Source organism: Streptomyces sp. NPDC021212, from assembly GCF_044332925.1.
Classification (GTDB): domain Bacteria; phylum Actinomycetota; class Actinomycetes; order Streptomycetales; family Streptomycetaceae; genus Streptomyces.
The window spans coordinates 188130-207085 of record NZ_JBIRPZ010000004.1; the positions used below are offsets into that span (position 1 = coordinate 188130).

An 18956-nucleotide genomic window follows, 5' to 3' on the forward strand; every position below is an offset into this window, starting at 1 on the left:
GACGGCGGGGTCGGGTGCACCACGGTGTCTACTCCCCGGGCTTGATCAGATACCCGGCGCCGCGCCGGGTGTGGATCATCGGGCTGCGGCCGGCGTCTATCTTGCGCCGCAGATACGAGATGTACAGCTCGACGACGTTGGCCTGGCCGCCGAAGTCGTAGCTCCACACCCGGTCCAGGATCTGCGCCTTGCTGAGCACCCGGCGCGGGTTGCGCATCAGATAGCGCAGCAGCTCGAACTCGGTCGCGGTGAGGTGGATCTCCTGGCCCGCCCGGGACACCTCGTGGCTGTCCTCGTCCAGCACCAGATCGCCGACCGCCAGCACCGATTCGCTGCGCGCGGCCGCCGCCCCCGACCTGCGCAGCAACCCGCGCAGCCGGGCGACGACCTCCTCCAGGCTGAACGGCTTGGTGACGTAGTCGTCGCCGCCCGCCGTCAGCCCGGCGATCCGGTCCTCGACCGCGTCCCGCGCGGTCAGGAACAGCACCGGCACCTCGGGCAGCTCGCGGCGCAACCGGCCCAGGACGGTGAGCCCGTCCATGTCGGGCAGCATGACGTCGAGGACGACCGCGTCGGGGCGCAGCTCACGGGTCGTACGGATCGCCTCGGCGCCGTCGCCCGCCGTCCGCACCTCCCAGCCTTCGTAGCGCAGCGCCATCGACAGCAGGTCGGCGAGGGCCGCCTCGTCGTCCACAACCAGCACCCGGACGGGGCTCCCGTCGGGTCGCAGCAGCTCGGTACGCCCATGGGGCGAGGTCGCCATCATGAACGTCAGCTTCCGGCGACGGTCTGAGAGCTTCCTTTCGGCCGGCTGTGAATGACCTGAGAATCCTATGAGGCCGGAAAGAGCCCCGAACTGGCCTCCGGATGCCCCCGGATGACCCCCGAATGGCTTCATTCCCCGGCCCCCGGGAATAGGCGGAATCACCCTCCGGGTTCGCGAGGACATGGCTACTCAACCCGCCCTCGGCAAGATCGGCATCTGGACCGCGGCCCTGCGGGTCACGGACTCCCTTTCGGCGCAGCAGGTCGGCGAGGCGGCGGCCGAGCTGGAGGCGCTCGGCTACGGCACCATCTGGTTCGGCGGCAGCCCCAGCGCGGACCAGGTCGTGCCCCTCCTCGACGCCACCGACCGGATCACCGTCGCGACCGGCATCCTCAGCATCTGGGACCACGAGGCCGCCCACGTGGCCGATCGGTACGCCGCCATCGACGCGGCCCACGGCGGGCGCTTCGTCCTGGGCCTCGGCGTCAGCCACAGCGCACTCGCCGGTGAGCGGTACAAGCGCCCGTACTCGGCGATGCGCGAGTACCTGACGGCCCTGGACTCCGCCCCGATCCCGGTCCCCGCCTCCCGGCGCATCCTGGCCGCCCTCGGGCCGAAGATGCTGGAGCTGTCCCGCGACCGCGCCGCGGGCGCCCATCCGTACCTGGTCACCCCGGAGTTCACGGCCGAGGCGCGGGAGATCCTGGGTGACGGCGCCCTGCTCGCCCCGGAACTCAAGGTCGTCCTCGAACCCGACCTCGACCGCGCCCGCACCATCGCCCGCGACTATCTGTCCATGTACCTGAAGCTGCCCAACTACACCAACAACCTGTTGCGGCTGGGCTTCGAGGAGCAGGACTTCGCGGACGGCGGCAGCGAGCGCCTGCTGGCGTCCGTCTTCGCCCTGGGCGACGTGGAAGCGATCCGGCGTCGCGTCGACACGTTCCTGGAGGCGGGCGCGGACCATCTGGCGGTCCAGGTGGTGACCGAGAACCCGTTCACCTCCCTCCCCCGCGAGGAGTGGCGCACCCTGGCCGAGGCCCTCCCCCTCGGCGACAGCTGACGCACCGCTGCGGGGGGGTATTTCGGGCCACGGGTCACAGGCCGAACAACCGCGCCGCGTTCCCGTAACACACCCCCCGCAGCCAGTCGTCGTCCTGATCCAGCCGGGTCAGCGCCTCCAGGGCGTGCCCGTACCCGTACGGGATGTTGGGGAAGTCACTCCCGAACAGCACCCGGTCGCCCAGCGCACCGAGCCGCCCCCGCTCCTCCGGCGGGAACGGCCAGTGGCTCTCGGCGAAGTCGGTGAAGGCCATCGTCGTATCCAGGTGCACCCCCTCGTACCGCTCCGCGAGCCCCAGGAAGTCCGCGTACTCCGGCAGCCCCATGTGCGCGACGACCAGCCGCAGCCGGGGGTGTCGCGCCAGCAGCCGGGCCACCGGTTCGGGGCCGGTGTGCTTGCCGGGCGCCGGGCCCGAACCGCAGTGGACGACGATGGGCGTACCGGCCTCGGCGAGCATCCCCCACACCGGGTCGAGCAGCGCGTCCCCCGGGTCGTACGCCCCCACCTGCACATGGGCCTTGAACACCCGCGCCCCGCCGTCGAGCGCCGCGCGCACGTAACTCCCGACGCCCGGCTCCGGGAAGAACGTCGCCGTGTGCAGACAGTCGGGCGTACGGGCGGCGAATCCGGCCGCCCACTCGTTCAGCCACACCGCCATGCCGGGCTTGTGCGGGTAGACCATCGAGGTGAAGGCCCGCACCCCGAACTGCCGTATGAGCGCGAGCCGTTCGTCCTCGTCCGCCCGGTAGGTGATGGGCCACTCGATGCCGACCAGCGGCTCGACGGCGTCGAAGTACGCCCAGACCTTGTCCAGGACGTTCTTCGGCATGAAGTGCGTGTGCACGTCGATGACGCCGGGCAGTCCGAGCCCTTGCCAGAAACGACGGACCGGAACGGCGGCGGGATCAGTCATATGGATCACGGTACGACGCAGACCCTTGTACGGCTCCGCACGCACGAGGGCCCGGCACCATTTCTGGTACCGGGCCCTCGATCTCAAGTAGCGGGGACAGGATTTGAACCTGCGACCTCTGGGTTATGAGCCCAGCGAGCTACCGAGCTGCTCCACCCCGCGTCGGTGAATGCAACACTACGTCATTCGCTCCGCTGAGGGAAATCGGTTCCGCGGTAAGCACCTCCAGGCCCCCACACTCCTGCCTACGCACCGGCCCCGGACGTGACGGCCGTGACGGTGAACTCGTCCCCGCACACCCGCAGCCCCGAGGAGACCCGCGCGGTCATGGCCTCCTTCGACCCGGGCGGGTAAGCCTGCACCAGAGAGGCGCTCTTCCAGCACGGCTTGTCCGAGAGGCCGTCGTTGATCGTGTGCAGCACGGCGTGTGCGCTGCCCCCGGCGGCCACCGTGACGGGCTTCCCCGTGGCGCCCTCCCGCTCGGCGGGCTTGCCGATCGTCTGGCCGTCCCTGGCCATCAGCGACACCCCGGGGAAGCCGTTGAGCGTGCAGGCGCTCTTCCCCTTGTTGGTGAACACCAGCGAGTAGCGGATGTTGCCCGCCCCGACGTCGGCCCTCCCCACGCGCAGGCCCATCGACGAGGACTCACACCGCCCGTCGCCGGCGCTGCCGGCCTTCGACCCGATCTCCTCACCGGCCGCCGACGAACCCGTCGCCGCGTCGCCGCCCTTCGCCTCCTTCCCTTCTTCCTGCGAGACGGAGGCCGCGGCGTCCTTCCCCGCAGGCTTGGGCTCGGTGCCCTGACAGGCCGTGATCCCCATGGCCGCCACCGCCGCCATCGTGGCGACGACGACCTTGCCCCGGCTGGTGAGCGTGATGTGCGACATGGATCCCCCTGGATCGATGGGTGCGAATCTCGCACCAACAACCCTGACAATCCGCGCTAGTGCCCTGTTAACACGCCAGTGGCACACCACTAACGCATCGCTAACGCACCGGCCCTGGCCTGGTCTCAAGGCCGTCCGAAACAATCACCCCATGACGGATCCCGTGCCGCCCTTACAAGCCCTCCCCGTCGTCGACGTCCAGTCGGCCTTCGTCACGGGCCCCGACGCCGTCCCGGACGCACCCCGGCTCCTCGACCGGACCACCGACCTGATCGCCAGGGCACGCGCCGGCGGCTCGCTCCTCGTCCACCTCCAGAACGACGGCCCCACGGGCGCATCCGACGAGCCGAAGACACCCGGCTGGGAGCTGCACCTGCCGGTCCGCGAAAGTCATCGCGAGGTCGTGATCCGCAAGACCGATGACGACGGCTTCCACGAGACGTCACTGGGCGACCTGCTCACCGGCCATGGCGTACGGGCCCTGGCCGTGTGCGGGGTGATGTCCGAGATGTGCGTCAGCGCGACAGCCCGCACGGCCCTGGAACTGGGCTACCGGGTGGTCATGCCCCACGACGCCCACGCGACGTACGACATCCCCGCGGCGGCGGGCATCAGCGACGCCGTACCGGCGGCGATGGTGTCGCGAGTCGCCGAATGGGCGCTGGGCGACGAGATCGAGATCATCGCCCACTCCGCCGACGTCGCCTTCACGCCCCCGGACGCGGCTAGGCCCGGTACACCAGCAGATACCGCCAGAACAGCAGACGCCGCAGCGTCGACCCGGGCAGCAGGCGCGCGGATTCGGCGCGCGTCCGCGCGTACGTCAGCGGCGGCGGCCAGACGATCGGGACCTGAACGGAGGGAGCAGAGCGGCCCCTGCTCAGCAGCCCGTCGACCCTGAGGAGGGACAGCGCCGGGAGGGCCCACACGAAGTCGGTCACCGTCTTGACGGATAGAGCCCCAGCACCACCAGAACCCCACCCGGGGCAAGGGCCCGCCGCAACATCAGCACCGTCTCGAACGGCATGGGGTGGAGGCTGGCGACGCACGAGATGAAGTCGTAGTGGCCATCCGCCAGTCGCGCCTCGCGCACATCGACCTGCCGGTACCGAGGGCCGCCCCCGGCCGCTCGCGCCGCCGCGATGACGCCCGCGTCGGCGTCCACTCCCTCGACCTCCAGCCCCCGCCGAGCGAGCAGCCGCGCGAACCGCCCTGCCCCGCACCCGACCTCCAGCGCCGTCCGCGCCCCGTCCGGCACCTGCTTCAGCAGCAGCGGATGGTAGTGATCGTTGAAGTTCACCCCCATGCGCCCGGACCCTACCCAGGCCCCACCACCAGCACCAGGCCTGAGCGGGCGACCGGACATACGGCGTTAGCTCATCGGCAGCGACCGCTGGTCCGCCGCGATGACGGCCTGGACCAGGCCCGGGAACCGACGGTCCAAGTCCTCCTTGCGCAGGCGCATATACAGCCCGTTCCCGGCATCGCGCTGATACACCAAGCCTGCCTCGCGCAGTACGCGCCAGTGACGAGTGCGACTGGACTTGCCCACCGGCAGATCGAAGGAGGCACACAGCCGCTCTTCATCCGGCCGTGCGGCCAGTTCAGCCACGACCCGACGCCGGTTCGCGTCAGCCAGCGCCAGAAGAACGGCCCCTACGTCCAACTCCTCAACACGAGGGTGCGCCAACTCGCCCGCCGCCATCACTCCACCCCTCGACAAGGTACGCCTACTTGCGTACCTTTCAGAGGTACGCACTCACGCGTACCTTACCGCTGCTGGGGAGCCATGTCTGCACCTGCATCGCCACATCACCGCATCCTGCCCCGCATCCGGTCGTTGCTGCGGCAACTCCTGCTGGCCGAGCACTCGCACTTCCTGACCCTCTGACCGCACACATCCCGATACGGTCGCTGTTGCCGTCATCGCATACGCCAGAGGCCCCTTCCGATGTTCGGAAGGGGCCTCTGGCGTATGCGCGCTCGGCAGGATTCGAACCTGCAACCTCTTGATCCGTAGGTTCGGGCAGGCGGCTGGTGCAGACCTCGACGGCGGTCTGACGTGGTGTTCGGCGTGAGCGGTTGACGGGGAACGTGTGCCCTTGTTGCCGTCACAGTTGCCGTCACGCCAACAGCAAGCGCCTTGACAGAGGGCAGGGACGCCGTCGTTCCCGGTGTGGCCGACGCTCCAAAGCTCTAGGCAGTCACCATCGACGAGCCTGATGTTGCCCGAGTCACGCACAGCTTCCGGGCCGCTCATGAAGGCTGATCTTTTGGCGCCATGCATATACCCGATCACACAATGGATGCAGAACGAAAACAGGGAGGAGGTGACCAATCGGCATCGCCGAAGAAACCTTGCTTGACAAGCCAGTATAGCCGCTGCAAGCATTTCCGAACGGAATCATTGCAGCAACACGGTCTGACATATGAGTCATTCAAAGGACACACAATACCAATTCCAGTCTGCAGTTGCTGCCTCAAAGCTTCATAGAACAGAATGCTCGCATGTTCGGTGCGACGGACTTTCCCTGAATTGGCATACAACATGTTCACTTCGACTCCATCCCAAAGCGCCCCAACATTTCGCGGACTAGCAACGAGGAGATGCGCCTCCTCTTTCCCTAGAATATCTCCAGTTAGAAAGCTTTGAGTAATGAACTCTGCGGCAGCCCGCCCTGCTGGAATACTTTCTTCGTCAAAGAAAACCGAAGGTCTACTCAACGTCCAGAGATTCCGCACGAATTCAACAAACGGATAGTGGAGCGGCAAATCCTGTACCGAGCCGACGGACACACTCAGCGAGGTCTCCCAGTCTCGTCGAAGGTCTCTCATCATAGTGCGCAGCCGAGTGATTACTTCTTCGGTATTTTCAGTCTGGTCAACGACGTCAAGCAATACGGCGAGACTCGCCATAGATTCAACGACGTAATCAGCAACCTCGCCAACGTATTTAACCGGCTGCATAAAGGGAAACGCGAGGGATCGAAGCGCCCCTGCCTCTTCAGTGCCACCAAACATCATATGCACCAACCTGGAAATACCAGGATAGTACTTAATGAATTCACCCGGATACCCTTGCTCTTCCATCTCCAGCGCTTCGAGCTCTAGGGCCATGGACTCATCACGCATGGATTGCAACGGTGCACCTGAAGCAACAGCCCGCCGCGCTATGTCGAATGTCAATGCGGTGGCGAGCAACTCTTCACTTGAGCCGATCCCCTCTAGTATGCGCTGCAGATGCGAATGCCCTGACCAGAACGATCTAACAACCTGCTCTACTTCTGAATCATCGAGAGGAAGAAGCAGAGCGTTCTCAATAGACGCATAAACGGCTGCCAGGTATAGCCTGGCTTGCTCCTTGGCAGGCGTATGTTCGAGTCTGCCATAATGGGCGAATTCATGAAGGAGATTTATAGAGTCTCGAAACCTTTCATGCTCCCCCACCCCCACCCCCTTAGCCAAGGTGAATCTTTTCAGTGGCGAATATACCATTCGAACCAGAGGCTGACTTCGCATGTATTGAAGCTTCGCCTCATCAACCAGTTGGGGCCAAGGATTGTAAAAATTATCTGCAACCCCCCGGACAGCACAGTGCTCATTTGCGCACCCAAAACAAAAACTCGCCCTATTTCGAGGATTACTCACGGGGCTTTCCTTCTATGAGGCGGGTAGCGGCAGCGCGAAGCCTCCGCGCCACATCGATAAGTCGATTACAACCCAACTCCTCGGGGGGACTTTTCGGGGTACTCGACTTGGTTGGTGAGCCAAAAACGAATCCTCGCCCGCGCAACGCCTCACGCTCAGCCCGCCGGACATCGCGCTTCTGCTCGCGTATCAACTTCCCCTTCCCTGTCGATTCAGTCAAATGGACGATTACATAAACCGTGACAGGCAATAGAATTGAGAGCGCGACTGGAAGGGGGAGTATGAAGAAAATAAGCAAGTAGAATGCACAGGAAAAGGCGACAAGGAGTAGCAGGAAGCACCGGGCGAGGTAGACGCAGACTGCACTACGCAGCTTCATATCGGTCAGCAATATGTCCCGGCTCTGAGCAGTTTCTATCAGCATTCGGAAAAAGCTTTGGGAGTCACGTTTTAGTGAGCTATTGTCCATTTGCATGAAACCTTAGCGAGAGACGTCGATGAATCGTTCTGAGGTCCCAGTACAGAATGATAGCGATGGCGACTAGCAATGAGATCGCGAAAAAAGCTTTCCCGAGACGGACATCCCATTCGGCTTCGGCATATTGTTTAATTGATCCAAACGCTATGTCGAAGAGCCAGAGGAGAGTGAACCAAGCTCCCACAAGCGCTAGATCAAGCAAGATATTGACCAGAATCGTCACTCGGTCCAGCGCACTGTCGGCGATCTGTTTACGGATACGCTCCTCAGCCACCTCGTACCTCTCCCAGCTCAGACCGGTCTGGTAGTTCCATCGTGGCGCAGGTGCGGGGTCCGCGCATGTTGCAGAGATCCAATGCTGCGGTACCTGCGACCTCGCAGGGCTCACCGTGGCGCTGGGGGCCACGGGGTGCATGCAGAGCCGCTAAGAAGGGCATAGCCGGACTAGGTACGTATCAGAACGGACGAACGAACATGGTCAACGGCGGCGACACGGCGTCCGGCCGTGATGTCTGCCAACCACCATCCTGGCAGGTCAGCGACCAATTCTCCGGTTAAGAAGCGACCATTCGCGCCAAAGAACCTGCTCTCGCTGCTCAAACGCTGCGCTCGATGACTGGACGAGGGCCAAGAATTCCTGTCGGTGAAGATCTGCTTCTGCCACTACCGCTGCTGAACCGACTCACGGGCTTGGAGTAGTCCCCCGACGATGGGGCCAGAGAGCGTTCCAGCTGCGGCAATGAGAGCGTGTACGCGTCCACTGCATCCCCCGAGTCCAATGCTCAAGCCTAGGTTCGTTGGAGCCGCGCACAAGCGGTCAGCGCGATCATCAACCCAGATACGGACGCTCGCGGTGTTCAAGGAAGTGGTTCAGCCGGAGTTGCTGTGTGTGGTGCATGGGCAGCTCGTCCAGCTCTTCTTGCGACACGAAACGGAGTTCCGTGGACTCGTCCGAGATAGCGAGTTGGCCGCCAACCACCCGAGCCGTGAAGCAGACGTTGAACTGTCGGCGCACCTCGCCGTCCGTGTACGCGATGACGTGCCGAGGGTCGGTGTACGTGCCGACGAGACCCGTGATCTCGACGTCCAACCCGGTCTCCTCCTTGACCTCGCGGACCGCCGTCCCCGGCAGGGAGTCGGTCATCTCCATGCCGCCGCCGGGGAGTGCCCACAGGTCGTTGTCCCGGCGGCGCTGGAGCAGGATGCGGCCTTCCTCGTCGGTGACGACTGCGGACGCGGCGACCACCAAACTGTTCGGCTCGGGTGCGTTCGGGTCGTCGTAGTACTCGGTGCGTGACACAGTCAGGCTTCCTCTACGGGTGTCGCTGTCGCCCACACCGCATCGAAGCTGGCGGCGTAGGTGTCGAACATGCCACCTACCCCACTTCGCCGCAGATGCCACACGGGGGCAGCAAAGGCATTCACACCCCAGACATGGGCGTTCACCATCACTTGGTCGTCGGCGCGGTAGATCGAGTTGTAGAGCGTCGTGCCATGGGTCCGCACCTCGATGCCCGGTGTCCCGATCAGTGAGCGGTAGTGCATGAGCGCAAGTCGGCAGCGGGATTCGATCCCGTGACCGAACTTCTCCTCCTCGCCGCGCAGTCGGACGTTCTCGCTGTCGGGGTCACCGATGGCGATACGGACCGCGCAGCCTTCGGCTGCTCGCTCCTGCAAGAGGTCGTTGAGCCGGGGGTACGCCTCATGCAGAAAGACGGCGGCGTACACCAGGACGTCAATGCGCTCGCGGGCCTGGGCCAACATGTCCACGAACGCAGAGACAGGGATGTCCGCCCGCTGGTCGTAGAGCGCGACAAGTTCGGGGCTCACCGAGCGGGCGGGGCGCGACTGCCGGAGCGATGGCCATAGTGCGTGCACGTCTTCTCCCAGGGTTTCAGCCGCCTTCATAGCTGTGGCGCGGCGCGGCGTACGCCCGAGGTTCACCCATCGCTCAACGGACTTGGGGTCCACTTCGACCTTCTCCGCGAGGTTGGCATACGTCCAGCAGCCAGCCGCCATGGCGGCGCGTAGCCTTTCGTTCGGCATCCGAGTCTCTCTCTGCATCCGGGGACGGCACTAGGGACGTTTTACCCGACGCGGGACGTCCCCAAGTGGGATTTGGCGGTGGTTCCTGCGTCCTGGCGAATGGCCAGAGGATGCGTCTCATGGGCACCGACAAGACTCTTCGAGCAGACGTGGACGTCGACGTAATCAAGGCGGCGATCGTCCGCGCCCTGGTGAAGCGGACGGCACTGCCTCCGTACGAGGAACTGCGTGATCTGTACAACGCACTGGTGGAGCACGTCCAGACACTAATGCCGCTGGCAGAGAAGCAAATCGCCCGTCTGAACCGGGGCACCGTGGCCTGGTACGAGAGGCAGAGCAGGCTCAAGACCATCCCGCACGAGCTGGCTCAGGGCCTCGGCTCCGGCTTGCAGTCCGCTGACTGGCACGTGCGGAGCCTGGGCTACACGTTGCAGTTCCTGCTCGACAACGCCGGGCTCGTGCAGGAGCGCGACCGGTGACCTGAAGACCGGGCGGGGGCTGCTGCCCATGGGAAGGACCCGCAGCTCCCGTCCCAACCCCGGCGTGTGGTGACTGTGGGGCGGACATCGCCCCGTTCGCCATTCCTCAGATGGCATCCATCACGCCCGGGGGCGGCGGACACTGCACCGTCCGCTGTCAGCGGTCCGGCTCCCTTGCTCGCTCCAACCCGTTCCGCGGGAGGGGAGCCGGGCCGCGCACAACAACCGCAGACGGAAAACCGGACCACCCCTCAAAACCCTGGCAGGCCAAGGGGTGGTCCGGTCGGAAGTCCCTGATCAGGACCCCGGTGCCGATGGTACCGGGGTGGTTGTCGTGCTCGCTTTGGCATTGCCTTGCCCCGGATGAGTCCAGGTGAAGAAAGGGATCGTGACAAGTGCGAGGCATGCACGACGAGGTGGGTTCGACGGTGGAGATGCGCGATGCGTTGACGACACGCTGTTCAGCCACGGCGATACGGGCACCGACGCGGAGCGACCACGACGGGCTCAACCACCGCGCGGCAGCAGCTGCTCCCCGCCCGCCACATCCGGCGCGGCACGTCTGCTCACGCGGCCGCATCCGTGACGGTGGCAGTACGGCGGCCGGCCACATGGAGCCGGGGACGACGACCGACCTGCCTCATGCCCGGGCTCCCCTCCCTCGCTGCTGGCCGTTCCTACGCGCACAACAGCGAGGGCCGCAGTCGGCGGACGGCTGGCCATGTAAGCCGCTCTGCGTAGCCGCCCTTCGATGGCTGGCCGGTTGGGCGCGCGGTCCTGGTCGTGCCGCTGCTTCTGCGTGTCCGCTGCGATCGGCGGGGCGTACGGGGTCGGCTGTTTCCGGTGCTGGCTGTGTCTTGTGGGTCGCTGAGTCGGGGTGGCGCGCTGAGTGGCCCGGGGGCGCCGCTGAGCGGGGCGGCAGACAGGAGCGGGCGGCGGCCACGGGCCGCCAGCGCGCGCGGCCCGCGCAAGCGGGCCGCCTTGATCCAGTAAAGAAACTCTGAACAGCTCGGGCAAGGAAGGCCAGGAAGGATCGCAATGCGGGGTGCGCGCAGCCAACGCGCAGCAAATAAGGGGGAACTGGTGCTGACCGAGCAGGAGCGGGCGCTGCTGGCGGAGATCGCGGCGATGGCTGAGCGCCTGCGCGGGGAGCTGGAAGACGTAAGCGCCGAGGTGGCGGACCTCCAGCGGGGACCGGCCAGATTCTGCCCGAAACCATAAGCGGATCGCTGCGCTGGGGAGTAGCGGCCCAGCAATCCGATACCGCCCAGGGGTTGTTCCCACTGCCATCTGTCAGACCCTCCCACTACCGTGCTCGCACACGCACGAAGGAGCCCCGGGCCGTGATCCGGGGCGGGTGATTCAGGAAGGCCAGCGTGAAAGATCCGCGAACCACCATCGCCGTTCTCAACATCGATCTCGAAGATGACTTGCTCGGCTCCTACTGGATCGGGTACCGGAAGGGATACCTGCTCTCCGTGGAAGGTCCTGCCGAACTTGATGGCTACGACGAGACCGCGAGTGATCTGGAACGGCTGGAAGATCTCCTGGTGCTCCTCCAGGCCCGAGAGACGCCCCGTAAGCGGCGAGACCTAAAGGATCGCGAGAAGCGAATTCAACAGTTAAGTGAAGATATGGCGGCACACCAGGCAAAATTGAAGAATTTTGACCCAGAAGCATATGTTTACGACAAGTCCCTCAAAGCCAGTGACGCCTGGTTGAAGAGTCGCCGGTATCCCGCTTCTCAGCCATTCACCCCCCAAGCTGCCTACGCCGCAGGGCTGGTCAATGGCTGGGTCAGGGCCGAGTACGAGCAGACCCCCGAGATCCTCGGCCAGCTGACCACGCAGCAGAAGAGAACAGCAGCCACCCAGACACGCGAACTCCAAAAACAAGGCCGCGTCCCCCGGCCCAGGCCCACCCGAGGCAGCAGCGTCCCGAAGGAACGACGCACCTTTGTGTATCTCATGGCCTGCGAAGGTGTAGAGCCCGTCAAGATCGGCGTAGCGCTGTCCCCGCGCCAGCGGGCACTGGCCTTGCAAACCGGGAGCCCGGGGAAAATCGCCGTTGTCTGGCAGCAGGAAGGTACTCGGGCACTGGAGAACGCTATACATCGCGAGCTGGACGAGTACCGGGTCCGTGGCGAATGGTTCGACTTGACTTCGCTTGGCGACCCCGTAGAGGTGGTCAGGAAGACCGCAAAGCGGCTGGAAGCCCAGTTCCGAAAGGCTGGCCATCTGTCCCAGTACTTCTACGAGGACGACGAATAGACGCGAGCTGGGTCACGACGCGGGGCACAGGGCAATCCCCTGCCAGGGCACAACAGGCGGGTCCAGCGATCGACACTGAGCTCTGTCCGGCCATGATCCGCCGGGCAAATCCTATGCCTTCTGCCGCGACTTGAGTTCGGCGACTTCCTGCTTGAGGGTCTGGACCTCCGCGTTCAAGGTACGGAGCTGCTCCCGGACCTCTAGGAGTGCTTGCGCGAGGGTCCCGGCGGCTTCCTCGCTGGCCGGGTCCGTCTCCGCCTCGGAGGCCGCTCGGGGCCTCTCGATTCGCTTGGGCTCGATCAGTTCGCCTTCGGGGCCGATCACGTCGGCGACGTAACTGCCGCGCCCCTGCACGGTGTAGATCAAGCCCTCTTCGCGGAGCACGCGCAGTGCGCTGCGGGCGGTCATGTTGGCGATGCCGAACCGCTCTTGCAGCTCACGGTGCGAGGGGAGCTGTTCCCCCGGCTTGATCTTGCCCGCCTTGATATCGCTCCGGATGGCCTCGGCTGCCTGCTGGTACGGCGGGCGGGCGTCGTGCGTCGGCGGCGTCATGGCCCCAGGGTAGCCGTGTTAGCCCACCTAACACACCCAGACCTTTGAACTCAGATACCTAGCTCACTTGACCTAGCTAGCCTAGCTACCTCATAGTTGGTGGCCCGGCCGCACAAGCGGCTGGCAACGAAAGGGAGCAAAAGGCATGGCTATGACCCGTATCCGCGTGGGGCTGCTGCCCTCGACGCAGTTCATCGCTGGCACCGCCCCGGTACCGAAGATCAAGGACCCGGAGTCCGGGACCCTCGCCACCGACCGCGACACCGGGGAGTTCCTGCACACGCTGACCGTGTTCCTCATGGAGGAGGGCCGGGCGGAGCAGATGAAGCTCACCGTGCCGGAGAGCGGTCTGCCGGACGGTCTCCAGCCGGGCACCCCGGTGCGGGTGACGGACCTGTTCGCCACCCCGTGGGCGCGCATCTTCAACGGCCAACTGTCCGAGGGCGTGGCCTACCGGGCGGCGAAGCTGGAGCTTGCGGCGGTGGCCAAGTGACGCCCACTCCCGAACGGTCCTACCCAGTCGCCCCAGAGAGCGGGGATACCGATTCGCGCTTCACCAACGGCCTGGCGCTGGACGTGGCCGAGGTGATCGAAGCGCACGGCTACCCGACGTTCACCTCCGGCCGTGACCTGCTGGAACTCCGTATTTCCCTCTACCGATTCCTCTACAAGGACGCACTGTGACGATTCAGGAAGTCATTGGGTCTGCCCCGGCTCTGGCCGGGGCGGCCCTGGCCCCGGCCCTCGTATGGGCCCTGTGGTGGCTGGTGCGCTACATACGCGCCGACGCGATGACGCGGGCCAGCATCCGGCAGGCGATACGTGTCCGCCGTGGCTGGCGTCGGCTGGCTCCGATGGCCGGGCTGTCGGTGACCGACAAGACCCCTCCGGCCGTGATCGTGGCACCGGACGGGAAGGTGCCCAAGCCCAAGATCCTCATCCCCAAGATCAAGGTCACCGCAGACCGCTACGGGGTCCTGGTGCGCGCGGTGTGCCTGCCGAAGGTCAGCCTGGCGGAGTTCCAGCGGGCAGCCCCGTACCTGGCCGACGCCTGGCGCTGCGCTCGGGTCTCCGTCCTCCCGGACCAGCCAGGGCAGCTCGTGATCCGTGGGGTGCGGGTTGATCCGCTGGTCGTGCCGACCGAGCACACCCCCACCGGTGAGGTGCCCGAGGAACTGGCCCTGTGGCGCCTGGGCTTGGACGAGTACGCGCAGCCGGTGGACGTGAGCCTGTCGGACGTGCCCGGGGTCACCGTGGCCGGGCTGCCCGGCTTCGGTAAGACGTCCCTGGTGAACCGCTTCCTGTGCGACACCGCGCCCTCGGCGGCGATTCAGTACGCGGTGGCCGACGGCAAGGTGACCTCATCCCATGAGGGCGACTACGCCGACCTGGCGCAGCGGGCGTTCGCGTTCGTCGGCGATGACCTCACGGAGGCGAACGCGTTGTTCAAGCGGTTGGTGAAGCTGCGGCGGGGCCGCTCGGCGTCCGTCCGTGCCCTGCTGGGCGTCAAGAACATGTGGCACGTTGGGCCCTCCGCCTCTTGGCCGTTAACCGTGCTCATCGTGGATGAGGCGCACACCTACTTCCGTGACTACAAGGGGTCGAACCCGCAGACCAAGAAGCTCGCCGCGTTGGCAGCCGAGAACGCGCGGCTGGTTGAGGACCTGGTGAAGAAGGGCCGGAGCGTCGGCATTCTGGTGATCATCGCGACGCAGAAGGCGACCGGGGATGCCATCCCCACCTTCATCCGGGACGTGTGCCCGGTCGGCATGTCTTTCGCGCAGAAGACCGCTGAGGCGGCCGTGGTCGCGCTGGGGGAGGACATCCGCAACTGGCCGGACCGCAACCCGACCGCTCTCCAGGACCCGGCCTACGTCGGCGTTGCCTCCATGGCTCACCAGGGGCGTCCCGGGTTCACCCGGATTCGCACGCCGTACGTGGCCGACGCGGACGCGGCTCGCATCGCCGCCGACACCGCCCACCTGACCCGCGACCCCGCCGAACTCCTCGAAGAACTGTCGGCCTCCGTCCTGTGGACCGAGAGCCCGATCCCAAAGTGGGAAGCGGCCTGACTCGTCCTCGCTCGATCATCCCGACACCCGGAAGGAGGTGAATCCCCCATGTCTGAGGACCGGATCACTCAGCGCACCGTGACCGTGGTCATGGGCATCATCGCGGCCCTGGCGTTCGTCTTCTCCTTCGGCAACGTCTGGGCCCTGGCCCTGCGCCTCGGCGTCCCCGCCCCGATCGCGCCGCTGATCGCGCCGATGGTGGACCTGTCCGTGGTCGGCCTCCTGGTGGCCCTGCGCTACCTGTCCCTGCGCGGCGTCCCCGCCGAGCAGATCAAAGCCGCTACCCGGCTCATGCATCTGTCCGGGCTGCTGACCCTGGCCCTCAACATCGCCGAACCCATCGTCGCCGAGCACTATGGCCGCGCCGCCGTGGACGCGGTCGCTCCGCTCCTCCTGCTGGGCTGGGGAGCAGTTGGTCCGCAGCTCCTGCGCCACTTCCACGCCGTGGCTCGCACCGCCACTCAGGCGGCCCCAGAGCCAGAGGGAGACCCAGCGCCGGTGGTCGAGAGTGCGCCTGCCCCGGCCCCCGAACCGGTGGCACCGCCGGTCACGCCCAAGCCGGAGACCTCCCCGGCGGTCACCGTGCCCGCGCCACTGCTGAAAGCGGCCCGCACCATCGCCGACACCTACCAGGCCGAACACGGCGAACCCATCAGCGCAACCCAGCTCCGGGCCCGCCTCGGCGTCGCGCTGCCCCTGGCCACCGCCGCCCACGCCCAGCTCTCCGCCTGATCCCCCCGCCGGCCGTTCCGGCACCCAGACCCTCAGCCCCCACCGGGCTCGGTCCGTCATGCCCCGAGCAGCACTCATCCCCTGGCCTGGTGCTGCTTGGGGCCCTCTCCCCCGAAAGGACGCGTCACCCGTGAAAGCCCCCCTGGACCTGCGCCACGTGGCGAGCCTGGCCCTGCGGGACCTCATCCACCTCGCCCACCACCCCAACTTCGACCGCATCCACGACCAGATCAACCAAATCCGCGGCTGCACCCGACCCGTCCAGCTCATCGGCTCCACCGAGACCCGGGACGCGGCGACGGACACCGTGCTCCGCTCCTACAGCACCGCCGACGAACCCACCGGACGCCTGCTGACCGCCTGCGGCAACCGCCGCTCCTCCCGCTGCCCCTCCTGCTCCCGCCTCTACGCAGCCGACACCTACCACCTGATCCGAGCCGGACTCTCCGGCGGCAAGAACGTCCCGGAAACCGTCCGCACCCACCCGCGCCTGTTCGTCACCCTCACCGCGCCGTCCTTCGGGCCAGTCCACAACCGGCTCACCACGGACGCGGGCGAGACCCTGACCTGCCGCTGCGGCGAACGCCACCCCGCCGACGACCCCGCGTTGGGCACGCCGCTGTTCCCGGCCACTTACGACTACGCCGGAGCCGTGCTGTGGAACGCCCACGCCGGAGCCCTGTGGGCCCGCTTCACCACCTACCTGCGCCGCGAACTGGCCGCCCACCTCGGCATCACCCAGAAGGCGCTGAAAGCAGCCGTGCGCGTCTCCTTCGCCAAGGTCGCCGAGTACCAGCAGCGCGGCCAGGTCCACTTCCACACCGTGATCCGCCTCGACGGCCCCGAAGGCAGCAACCAGCCTCCACCCCAGTGGGCCACCGCTGACGCGCTCACCCACGCGGTCAAGGAAGCGCGTGAACGCGCCGTGCTCACCGTGGCCTCCGGCGCCATCGGCGAACGCGAAATCACCTGGGGCGATCAGATCGACATCCGCGAAATCGCGGCCCTGGGGGACAGCGAACTGACCGATCAGAAGGTAGCGGCCTACGTCGCCAAGTACGCCACCAAGAGCGCTGAGGACTCCGGCACGGTAGATCGCTCCCTGCGCTGTACCCACTGCACCGGACGCGGGTACCAGCGCGGTCCGGACGGCTTCCGGGACCTGTGCGGCCAGTGCGACGGCACCGGACAGTCCGAGCCCATCGCGGACCTGCGCGTGCACAGCCACATCCGCCAGATGATCCGCACCGCATGGCACCTCGGCCACCTGCCGGAATTCGCCGACCTCAAGCTCTGGAAATGGGCCCACATGCTCGGCTTCCGGGGCCACTTCTCCAGCAAATCCCGCCGCTACTCCACCACCCTCGGCGCGCTCCGCGACGTCCGCCGTACCTGGCGTACCGAGCAAGCCCGCGCCGCCGACGACGACCGGCCCGAGCTGGACGACGAGACCACCCTCGTGGTCTCCCACTGGCAATACCTGGCCTCCGGATACAGCCCCGGCGAAGAACTCCTCGCCGCCCAGGTACGCCACGACCTCACCCAAGCACGCGATGAAGCCGAACGCCGCAAGACAGAAGGAGACCCGTGGCTGTGACTCCGGGGCTGCTCAACGTGGACCAGGTCGCCGCCCGGCTCCAGGTGAGCCGCTGGACGGTCTACAACCTCATCCGTTCCCGCGATCTGGCCTCCCTGACCATCGGCCGCTGCCGACGCATCACCGAAACCGCACTGCACGACTACATCGCACGCCAGACCGAACGAGAGGCCGCCTGATGGGCAAGAGGAACGTCAACGGAGAGGGCACGATCGTCCAGCGCAAGGACGGCCGTTGGCACGGAGCCGCGTACGTCCTCACGCCCGACGGCACGTACAAACGGCGCTTCGTCTACGGCAAGAGCTGGGACGACGTGCACGACAAGCTGACCCGGCTCAAGGCGGATTCGCAGAGCGGGATTCCGATCGTCACGAGCAAGCTGAGCCTGGGCGAATACCTCACGTACTGGCTGGCCAACGTCGCGCGCATCAAGGTTCGTCCGGCCACGTACGCGGCCTATGACTCCCTCGTACGGAACTACCTCGCTCCGGGCCTGGGGAAGAAGAAGCTGGCGCGGCTCACCGCGCGAGACATCCGGACCTTCCTCGCCACGACGGCCCGTACCTGCCAGTGCTGCGCTCAGAGGAAGGACAAGGCGCGCCCTGAGCGGAAACAACGCTGCTGCGCGCTGGGCCAGTGCTGCAAGTCGTACCCATCCGACCGGACCGTGCGGTTCCTCCTGGTGCTGCTGCGGGCCGCGCTGCAACACGCAGTACGCGAGGACGAGCTGCCCCGCAATGTGGCCAAGAACGTGGAGCTGAGCATGGGCACCAAGCGAGAGATAGAGCCGCTGACCGTGAAGGAAGGTCGTCAGTTCCTGGCGGCGGCACGTGGCAACCGGCTCTGGGCGGCGTACGAGCTGGCCGTACGGATCGGCCTGCGTCGCGGGGAAGTCCTCGGCCTCCGCTGGAAGGACGTGGACCTGACGGACGGGACGATCACCATCCGGCAGACCCTCCAGCGCGTTGGCGGGGAACTGCTGATAGCCGCCCCGAAGACTCAGCGGTCGGCCCGCCGGGTCGCACTGCCCGCTGAGTGTGTGACGGCGCTCCGGGCTCGCCGTGCCCAGCAGCACGGGGATCGGCTTGCGGCCGGGGACAGGTGGAAGGACAACGGCAGCGATCTCGTCTTCACCACGAAGAACGGAACACCCATCGAACCGCGCAACCTCAACCGGTCCTTCACTCTCCTGTGCGACAAGGCGGGTGTCCGGCGCGTCCGCTTCCATGACCTCCGGCACACCTGCGCATCCCTCCTCCACGAGCAGGGAGCCGACGCACGGATGATCATGGAAGTGCTCGGGCACAGTTCGATCCGCGTGACGATGGACATCTACACCTTCGTCCGGCTGGACTCTCAGCGCTCGGCCTTCGACCGCGTCGGCGATGCCCTGCGTGACATCAGCGGCGGCGATGACGATGACGGCCCGAGCGGCGTCCCCGTTCCAGCCTGA

Annotated in this window: 21 protein-coding genes, 1 tRNA gene and 1 pseudogene; 12 read left to right on the plus strand and 11 right to left on the minus strand. The window is 66.2% G+C overall.

Annotated elements, in window-relative coordinates:
• Positions 1-28: 28 nt before the first annotated feature.
• On the minus strand, positions 29-766 hold the full coding sequence (locus ACH4SI_RS12270) for a response regulator transcription factor (protein ID WP_398295606.1): 738 nt from the start codon (positions 764-766) through the stop codon (positions 29-31).
• A 181-nt stretch (positions 767-947) separates the two neighbouring features.
• On the opposite strand from ACH4SI_RS12270, the gene ACH4SI_RS12275 reads away from it, so the two are divergent.
• Positions 948-1829 carry an LLM class F420-dependent oxidoreductase gene (locus ACH4SI_RS12275; RefSeq protein ID WP_398295609.1) on the plus strand — a complete coding sequence of 294 codons (882 nt, stop codon included), beginning with the start codon at positions 948-950 and terminating at the stop codon, positions 1827-1829.
• Between the two features lie 34 nt (positions 1830-1863).
• On the opposite strand, the gene ACH4SI_RS12280 is transcribed toward ACH4SI_RS12275, so the two are convergent.
• From ACH4SI_RS12280 to ACH4SI_RS12290, 3 genes are all read right to left on the minus strand, one after another.
• Positions 1864-2742, minus strand: coding sequence for an amidohydrolase family protein (locus ACH4SI_RS12280; RefSeq protein ID WP_398295612.1), 879 nt, complete (start codon positions 2740-2742; stop codon positions 1864-1866).
• A gap of 88 nt (positions 2743-2830) precedes the next feature.
• Positions 2831-2904, minus strand: a tRNA-Met gene (locus tag ACH4SI_RS12285).
• Between the two features lie 83 nt (positions 2905-2987).
• Positions 2988-3629 (minus strand): DUF4232 domain-containing protein, encoded by a 642-nt coding sequence (locus ACH4SI_RS12290; RefSeq protein WP_398295615.1) that lies wholly within the window; start codon positions 3627-3629, stop codon positions 2988-2990.
• Between the two features lie 151 nt (positions 3630-3780).
• On the opposite strand from ACH4SI_RS12290, the pseudogene ACH4SI_RS12295 reads away from it, so the two are divergent.
• Positions 3781-4338: pseudogene (locus ACH4SI_RS12295) on the plus strand (isochorismatase family protein); the annotation flags it as partial.
• Between the two features lie 228 nt (positions 4339-4566).
• On the opposite strand, the gene ACH4SI_RS12300 reads toward ACH4SI_RS12295, so the two are convergent.
• The 6 genes from ACH4SI_RS12300 to ACH4SI_RS12325 form a co-directional block, all read right to left on the minus strand.
• Positions 4567-4935 carry a class I SAM-dependent methyltransferase gene (locus ACH4SI_RS12300; protein WP_398295618.1) on the minus strand — a complete coding sequence of 123 codons (369 nt, stop codon included), beginning with the start codon at positions 4933-4935 and terminating at the stop codon, positions 4567-4569.
• A 66-nt stretch (positions 4936-5001) separates the two neighbouring features.
• Positions 5002-5334, minus strand: coding sequence for an ArsR/SmtB family transcription factor (locus ACH4SI_RS12305; RefSeq protein ID WP_398295619.1), 333 nt, complete (start codon positions 5332-5334; stop codon positions 5002-5004).
• Between the two features lie 590 nt (positions 5335-5924).
• Positions 5925-7076 (minus strand): hypothetical protein, encoded by a 1152-nt coding sequence (locus ACH4SI_RS12310; RefSeq protein WP_398295620.1) that lies wholly within the window; start codon positions 7074-7076, stop codon positions 5925-5927.
• Positions 7077-7735: 659 nt separating this feature from the next.
• Entirely contained in the window at positions 7736-8029 is a 294-nt protein-coding gene (locus ACH4SI_RS12315; protein ID WP_398295621.1) for a hypothetical protein, read from the minus strand.
• Positions 8030-8584: 555 nt separating this feature from the next.
• Positions 8585-9055 (minus strand): NUDIX domain-containing protein, encoded by a 471-nt coding sequence (locus ACH4SI_RS12320; RefSeq protein ID WP_398295622.1) that lies wholly within the window; start codon positions 9053-9055, stop codon positions 8585-8587.
• Positions 9056-9057: 2 nt separating this feature from the next.
• Positions 9058-9801 (minus strand): XRE family transcriptional regulator, encoded by a 744-nt coding sequence (locus ACH4SI_RS12325; RefSeq protein ID WP_398295623.1) that lies wholly within the window; start codon positions 9799-9801, stop codon positions 9058-9060.
• A gap of 119 nt (positions 9802-9920) precedes the next feature.
• Here ACH4SI_RS12325 and ACH4SI_RS12330 point away from each other — a divergent pair, with 119 nt between their 5' ends.
• From ACH4SI_RS12330 to ACH4SI_RS12340, 3 genes are all read left to right on the plus strand, one after another.
• Positions 9921-10280 (plus strand): DUF6415 family natural product biosynthesis protein, encoded by a 360-nt coding sequence (locus ACH4SI_RS12330; protein ID WP_398295624.1) that lies wholly within the window; start codon positions 9921-9923, stop codon positions 10278-10280.
• Between the two features lie 1083 nt (positions 10281-11363).
• Complete coding sequence (locus ACH4SI_RS12335) at positions 11364-11501, plus strand: hypothetical protein (RefSeq protein ID WP_398295625.1); 138 nt, start codon at positions 11364-11366, stop codon at positions 11499-11501.
• Positions 11502-11656: 155 nt separating this feature from the next.
• Positions 11657-12550, plus strand: coding sequence for a GIY-YIG nuclease family protein (locus ACH4SI_RS12340; protein ID WP_398295626.1), 894 nt, complete (start codon positions 11657-11659; stop codon positions 12548-12550).
• Between the two features lie 111 nt (positions 12551-12661).
• On the opposite strand, the gene ACH4SI_RS12345 is transcribed toward ACH4SI_RS12340, so the two are convergent.
• Entirely contained in the window at positions 12662-13102 is a 441-nt protein-coding gene (locus tag ACH4SI_RS12345) for a GntR family transcriptional regulator (RefSeq protein WP_398295627.1), read from the minus strand.
• A gap of 145 nt (positions 13103-13247) precedes the next feature.
• Here ACH4SI_RS12345 and ACH4SI_RS12350 point away from each other — a divergent pair, with 145 nt between their 5' ends.
• The 7 genes from ACH4SI_RS12350 (at position 13248) to xerC (ending at position 18956) form a co-directional block, all read left to right on the plus strand.
• On the plus strand, positions 13248-13595 hold the full coding sequence (locus ACH4SI_RS12350) for a hypothetical protein (protein ID WP_398295628.1): 348 nt from the start codon (positions 13248-13250) through the stop codon (positions 13593-13595).
• Positions 13592-13786, plus strand: coding sequence for a hypothetical protein (locus tag ACH4SI_RS12355; protein ID WP_398295629.1), 195 nt, complete (start codon positions 13592-13594; stop codon positions 13784-13786). Before ACH4SI_RS12350 ends, ACH4SI_RS12355 begins: the two co-directional genes overlap by 4 nt.
• Complete coding sequence (locus tag ACH4SI_RS12360; RefSeq protein WP_398295631.1) at positions 13783-15174, plus strand: cell division protein FtsK; 1392 nt, start codon at positions 13783-13785, stop codon at positions 15172-15174. The genes ACH4SI_RS12355 and ACH4SI_RS12360 overlap by 4 nt, the downstream gene beginning before the upstream one ends.
• Positions 15175-15222: 48 nt before the next feature.
• A complete protein-coding gene (locus ACH4SI_RS12365) occupies positions 15223-15906 on the plus strand; it encodes a DUF2637 domain-containing protein (RefSeq protein ID WP_398295632.1) in 684 nt (227 codons plus the stop codon).
• A gap of 130 nt (positions 15907-16036) precedes the next feature.
• Positions 16037-17503 carry a replication initiator gene (locus tag ACH4SI_RS12370; RefSeq protein WP_398295633.1) on the plus strand — a complete coding sequence of 489 codons (1467 nt, stop codon included), beginning with the start codon at positions 16037-16039 and terminating at the stop codon, positions 17501-17503.
• Complete coding sequence (locus ACH4SI_RS12375) at positions 17494-17682, plus strand: helix-turn-helix domain-containing protein (RefSeq protein WP_398295634.1); 189 nt, start codon at positions 17494-17496, stop codon at positions 17680-17682. Before ACH4SI_RS12370 ends, ACH4SI_RS12375 begins: the two co-directional genes overlap by 10 nt.
• The gene (gene xerC / locus ACH4SI_RS12380; protein ID WP_398295635.1) at positions 17682-18956 is read left to right on the plus strand and encodes a tyrosine recombinase XerC; all 1275 of its coding nucleotides are present in this window, start codon (positions 17682-17684) and stop codon (positions 18954-18956) included. The genes ACH4SI_RS12375 and xerC overlap by 1 nt, the downstream gene beginning before the upstream one ends.

Coding starts and splice junctions, on each gene's coding strand:
- ACH4SI_RS12280 (WP_398295612.1), bottom strand. CDS start 2,742: ATGACTGATCCCGCCGCCGTTCCGGTCCGTCGTTTCTGGCAAGGGCTC.
- ACH4SI_RS12275 (WP_398295609.1), top strand. CDS start 948: ATGGCTACTCAACCCGCCCTCGGCAAGATCGGCATCTGGACCGCGGCC.
- xerC (WP_398295635.1), top strand. CDS start 17,682: ATGGGCAAGAGGAACGTCAACGGAGAGGGCACGATCGTCCAGCGCAAG.
- ACH4SI_RS12305 (WP_398295619.1), bottom strand. CDS start 5,334: ATGGCGGCGGGCGAGTTGGCGCACCCTCGTGTTGAGGAGTTGGACGTA.
- ACH4SI_RS12330 (WP_398295624.1), top strand. CDS start 9,921: ATGGGCACCGACAAGACTCTTCGAGCAGACGTGGACGTCGACGTAATC.
- ACH4SI_RS12345 (WP_398295627.1), bottom strand. CDS start 13,102: ATGACGCCGCCGACGCACGACGCCCGCCCGCCGTACCAGCAGGCAGCC.
- ACH4SI_RS12290 (WP_398295615.1), bottom strand. CDS start 3,629: ATGTCGCACATCACGCTCACCAGCCGGGGCAAGGTCGTCGTCGCCACG.
- ACH4SI_RS12300 (WP_398295618.1), bottom strand. CDS start 4,935: ATGGGGGTGAACTTCAACGATCACTACCATCCGCTGCTGCTGAAGCAG.
- ACH4SI_RS12350 (WP_398295628.1), top strand. CDS start 13,248: ATGGCTATGACCCGTATCCGCGTGGGGCTGCTGCCCTCGACGCAGTTC.
- ACH4SI_RS12325 (WP_398295623.1), bottom strand. CDS start 9,801: ATGCCGAACGAAAGGCTACGCGCCGCCATGGCGGCTGGCTGCTGGACG.
- ACH4SI_RS12270 (WP_398295606.1), bottom strand. CDS start 766: ATGATGGCGACCTCGCCCCATGGGCGTACCGAGCTGCTGCGACCCGAC.
- ACH4SI_RS12365 (WP_398295632.1), top strand. CDS start 15,223: ATGTCTGAGGACCGGATCACTCAGCGCACCGTGACCGTGGTCATGGGC.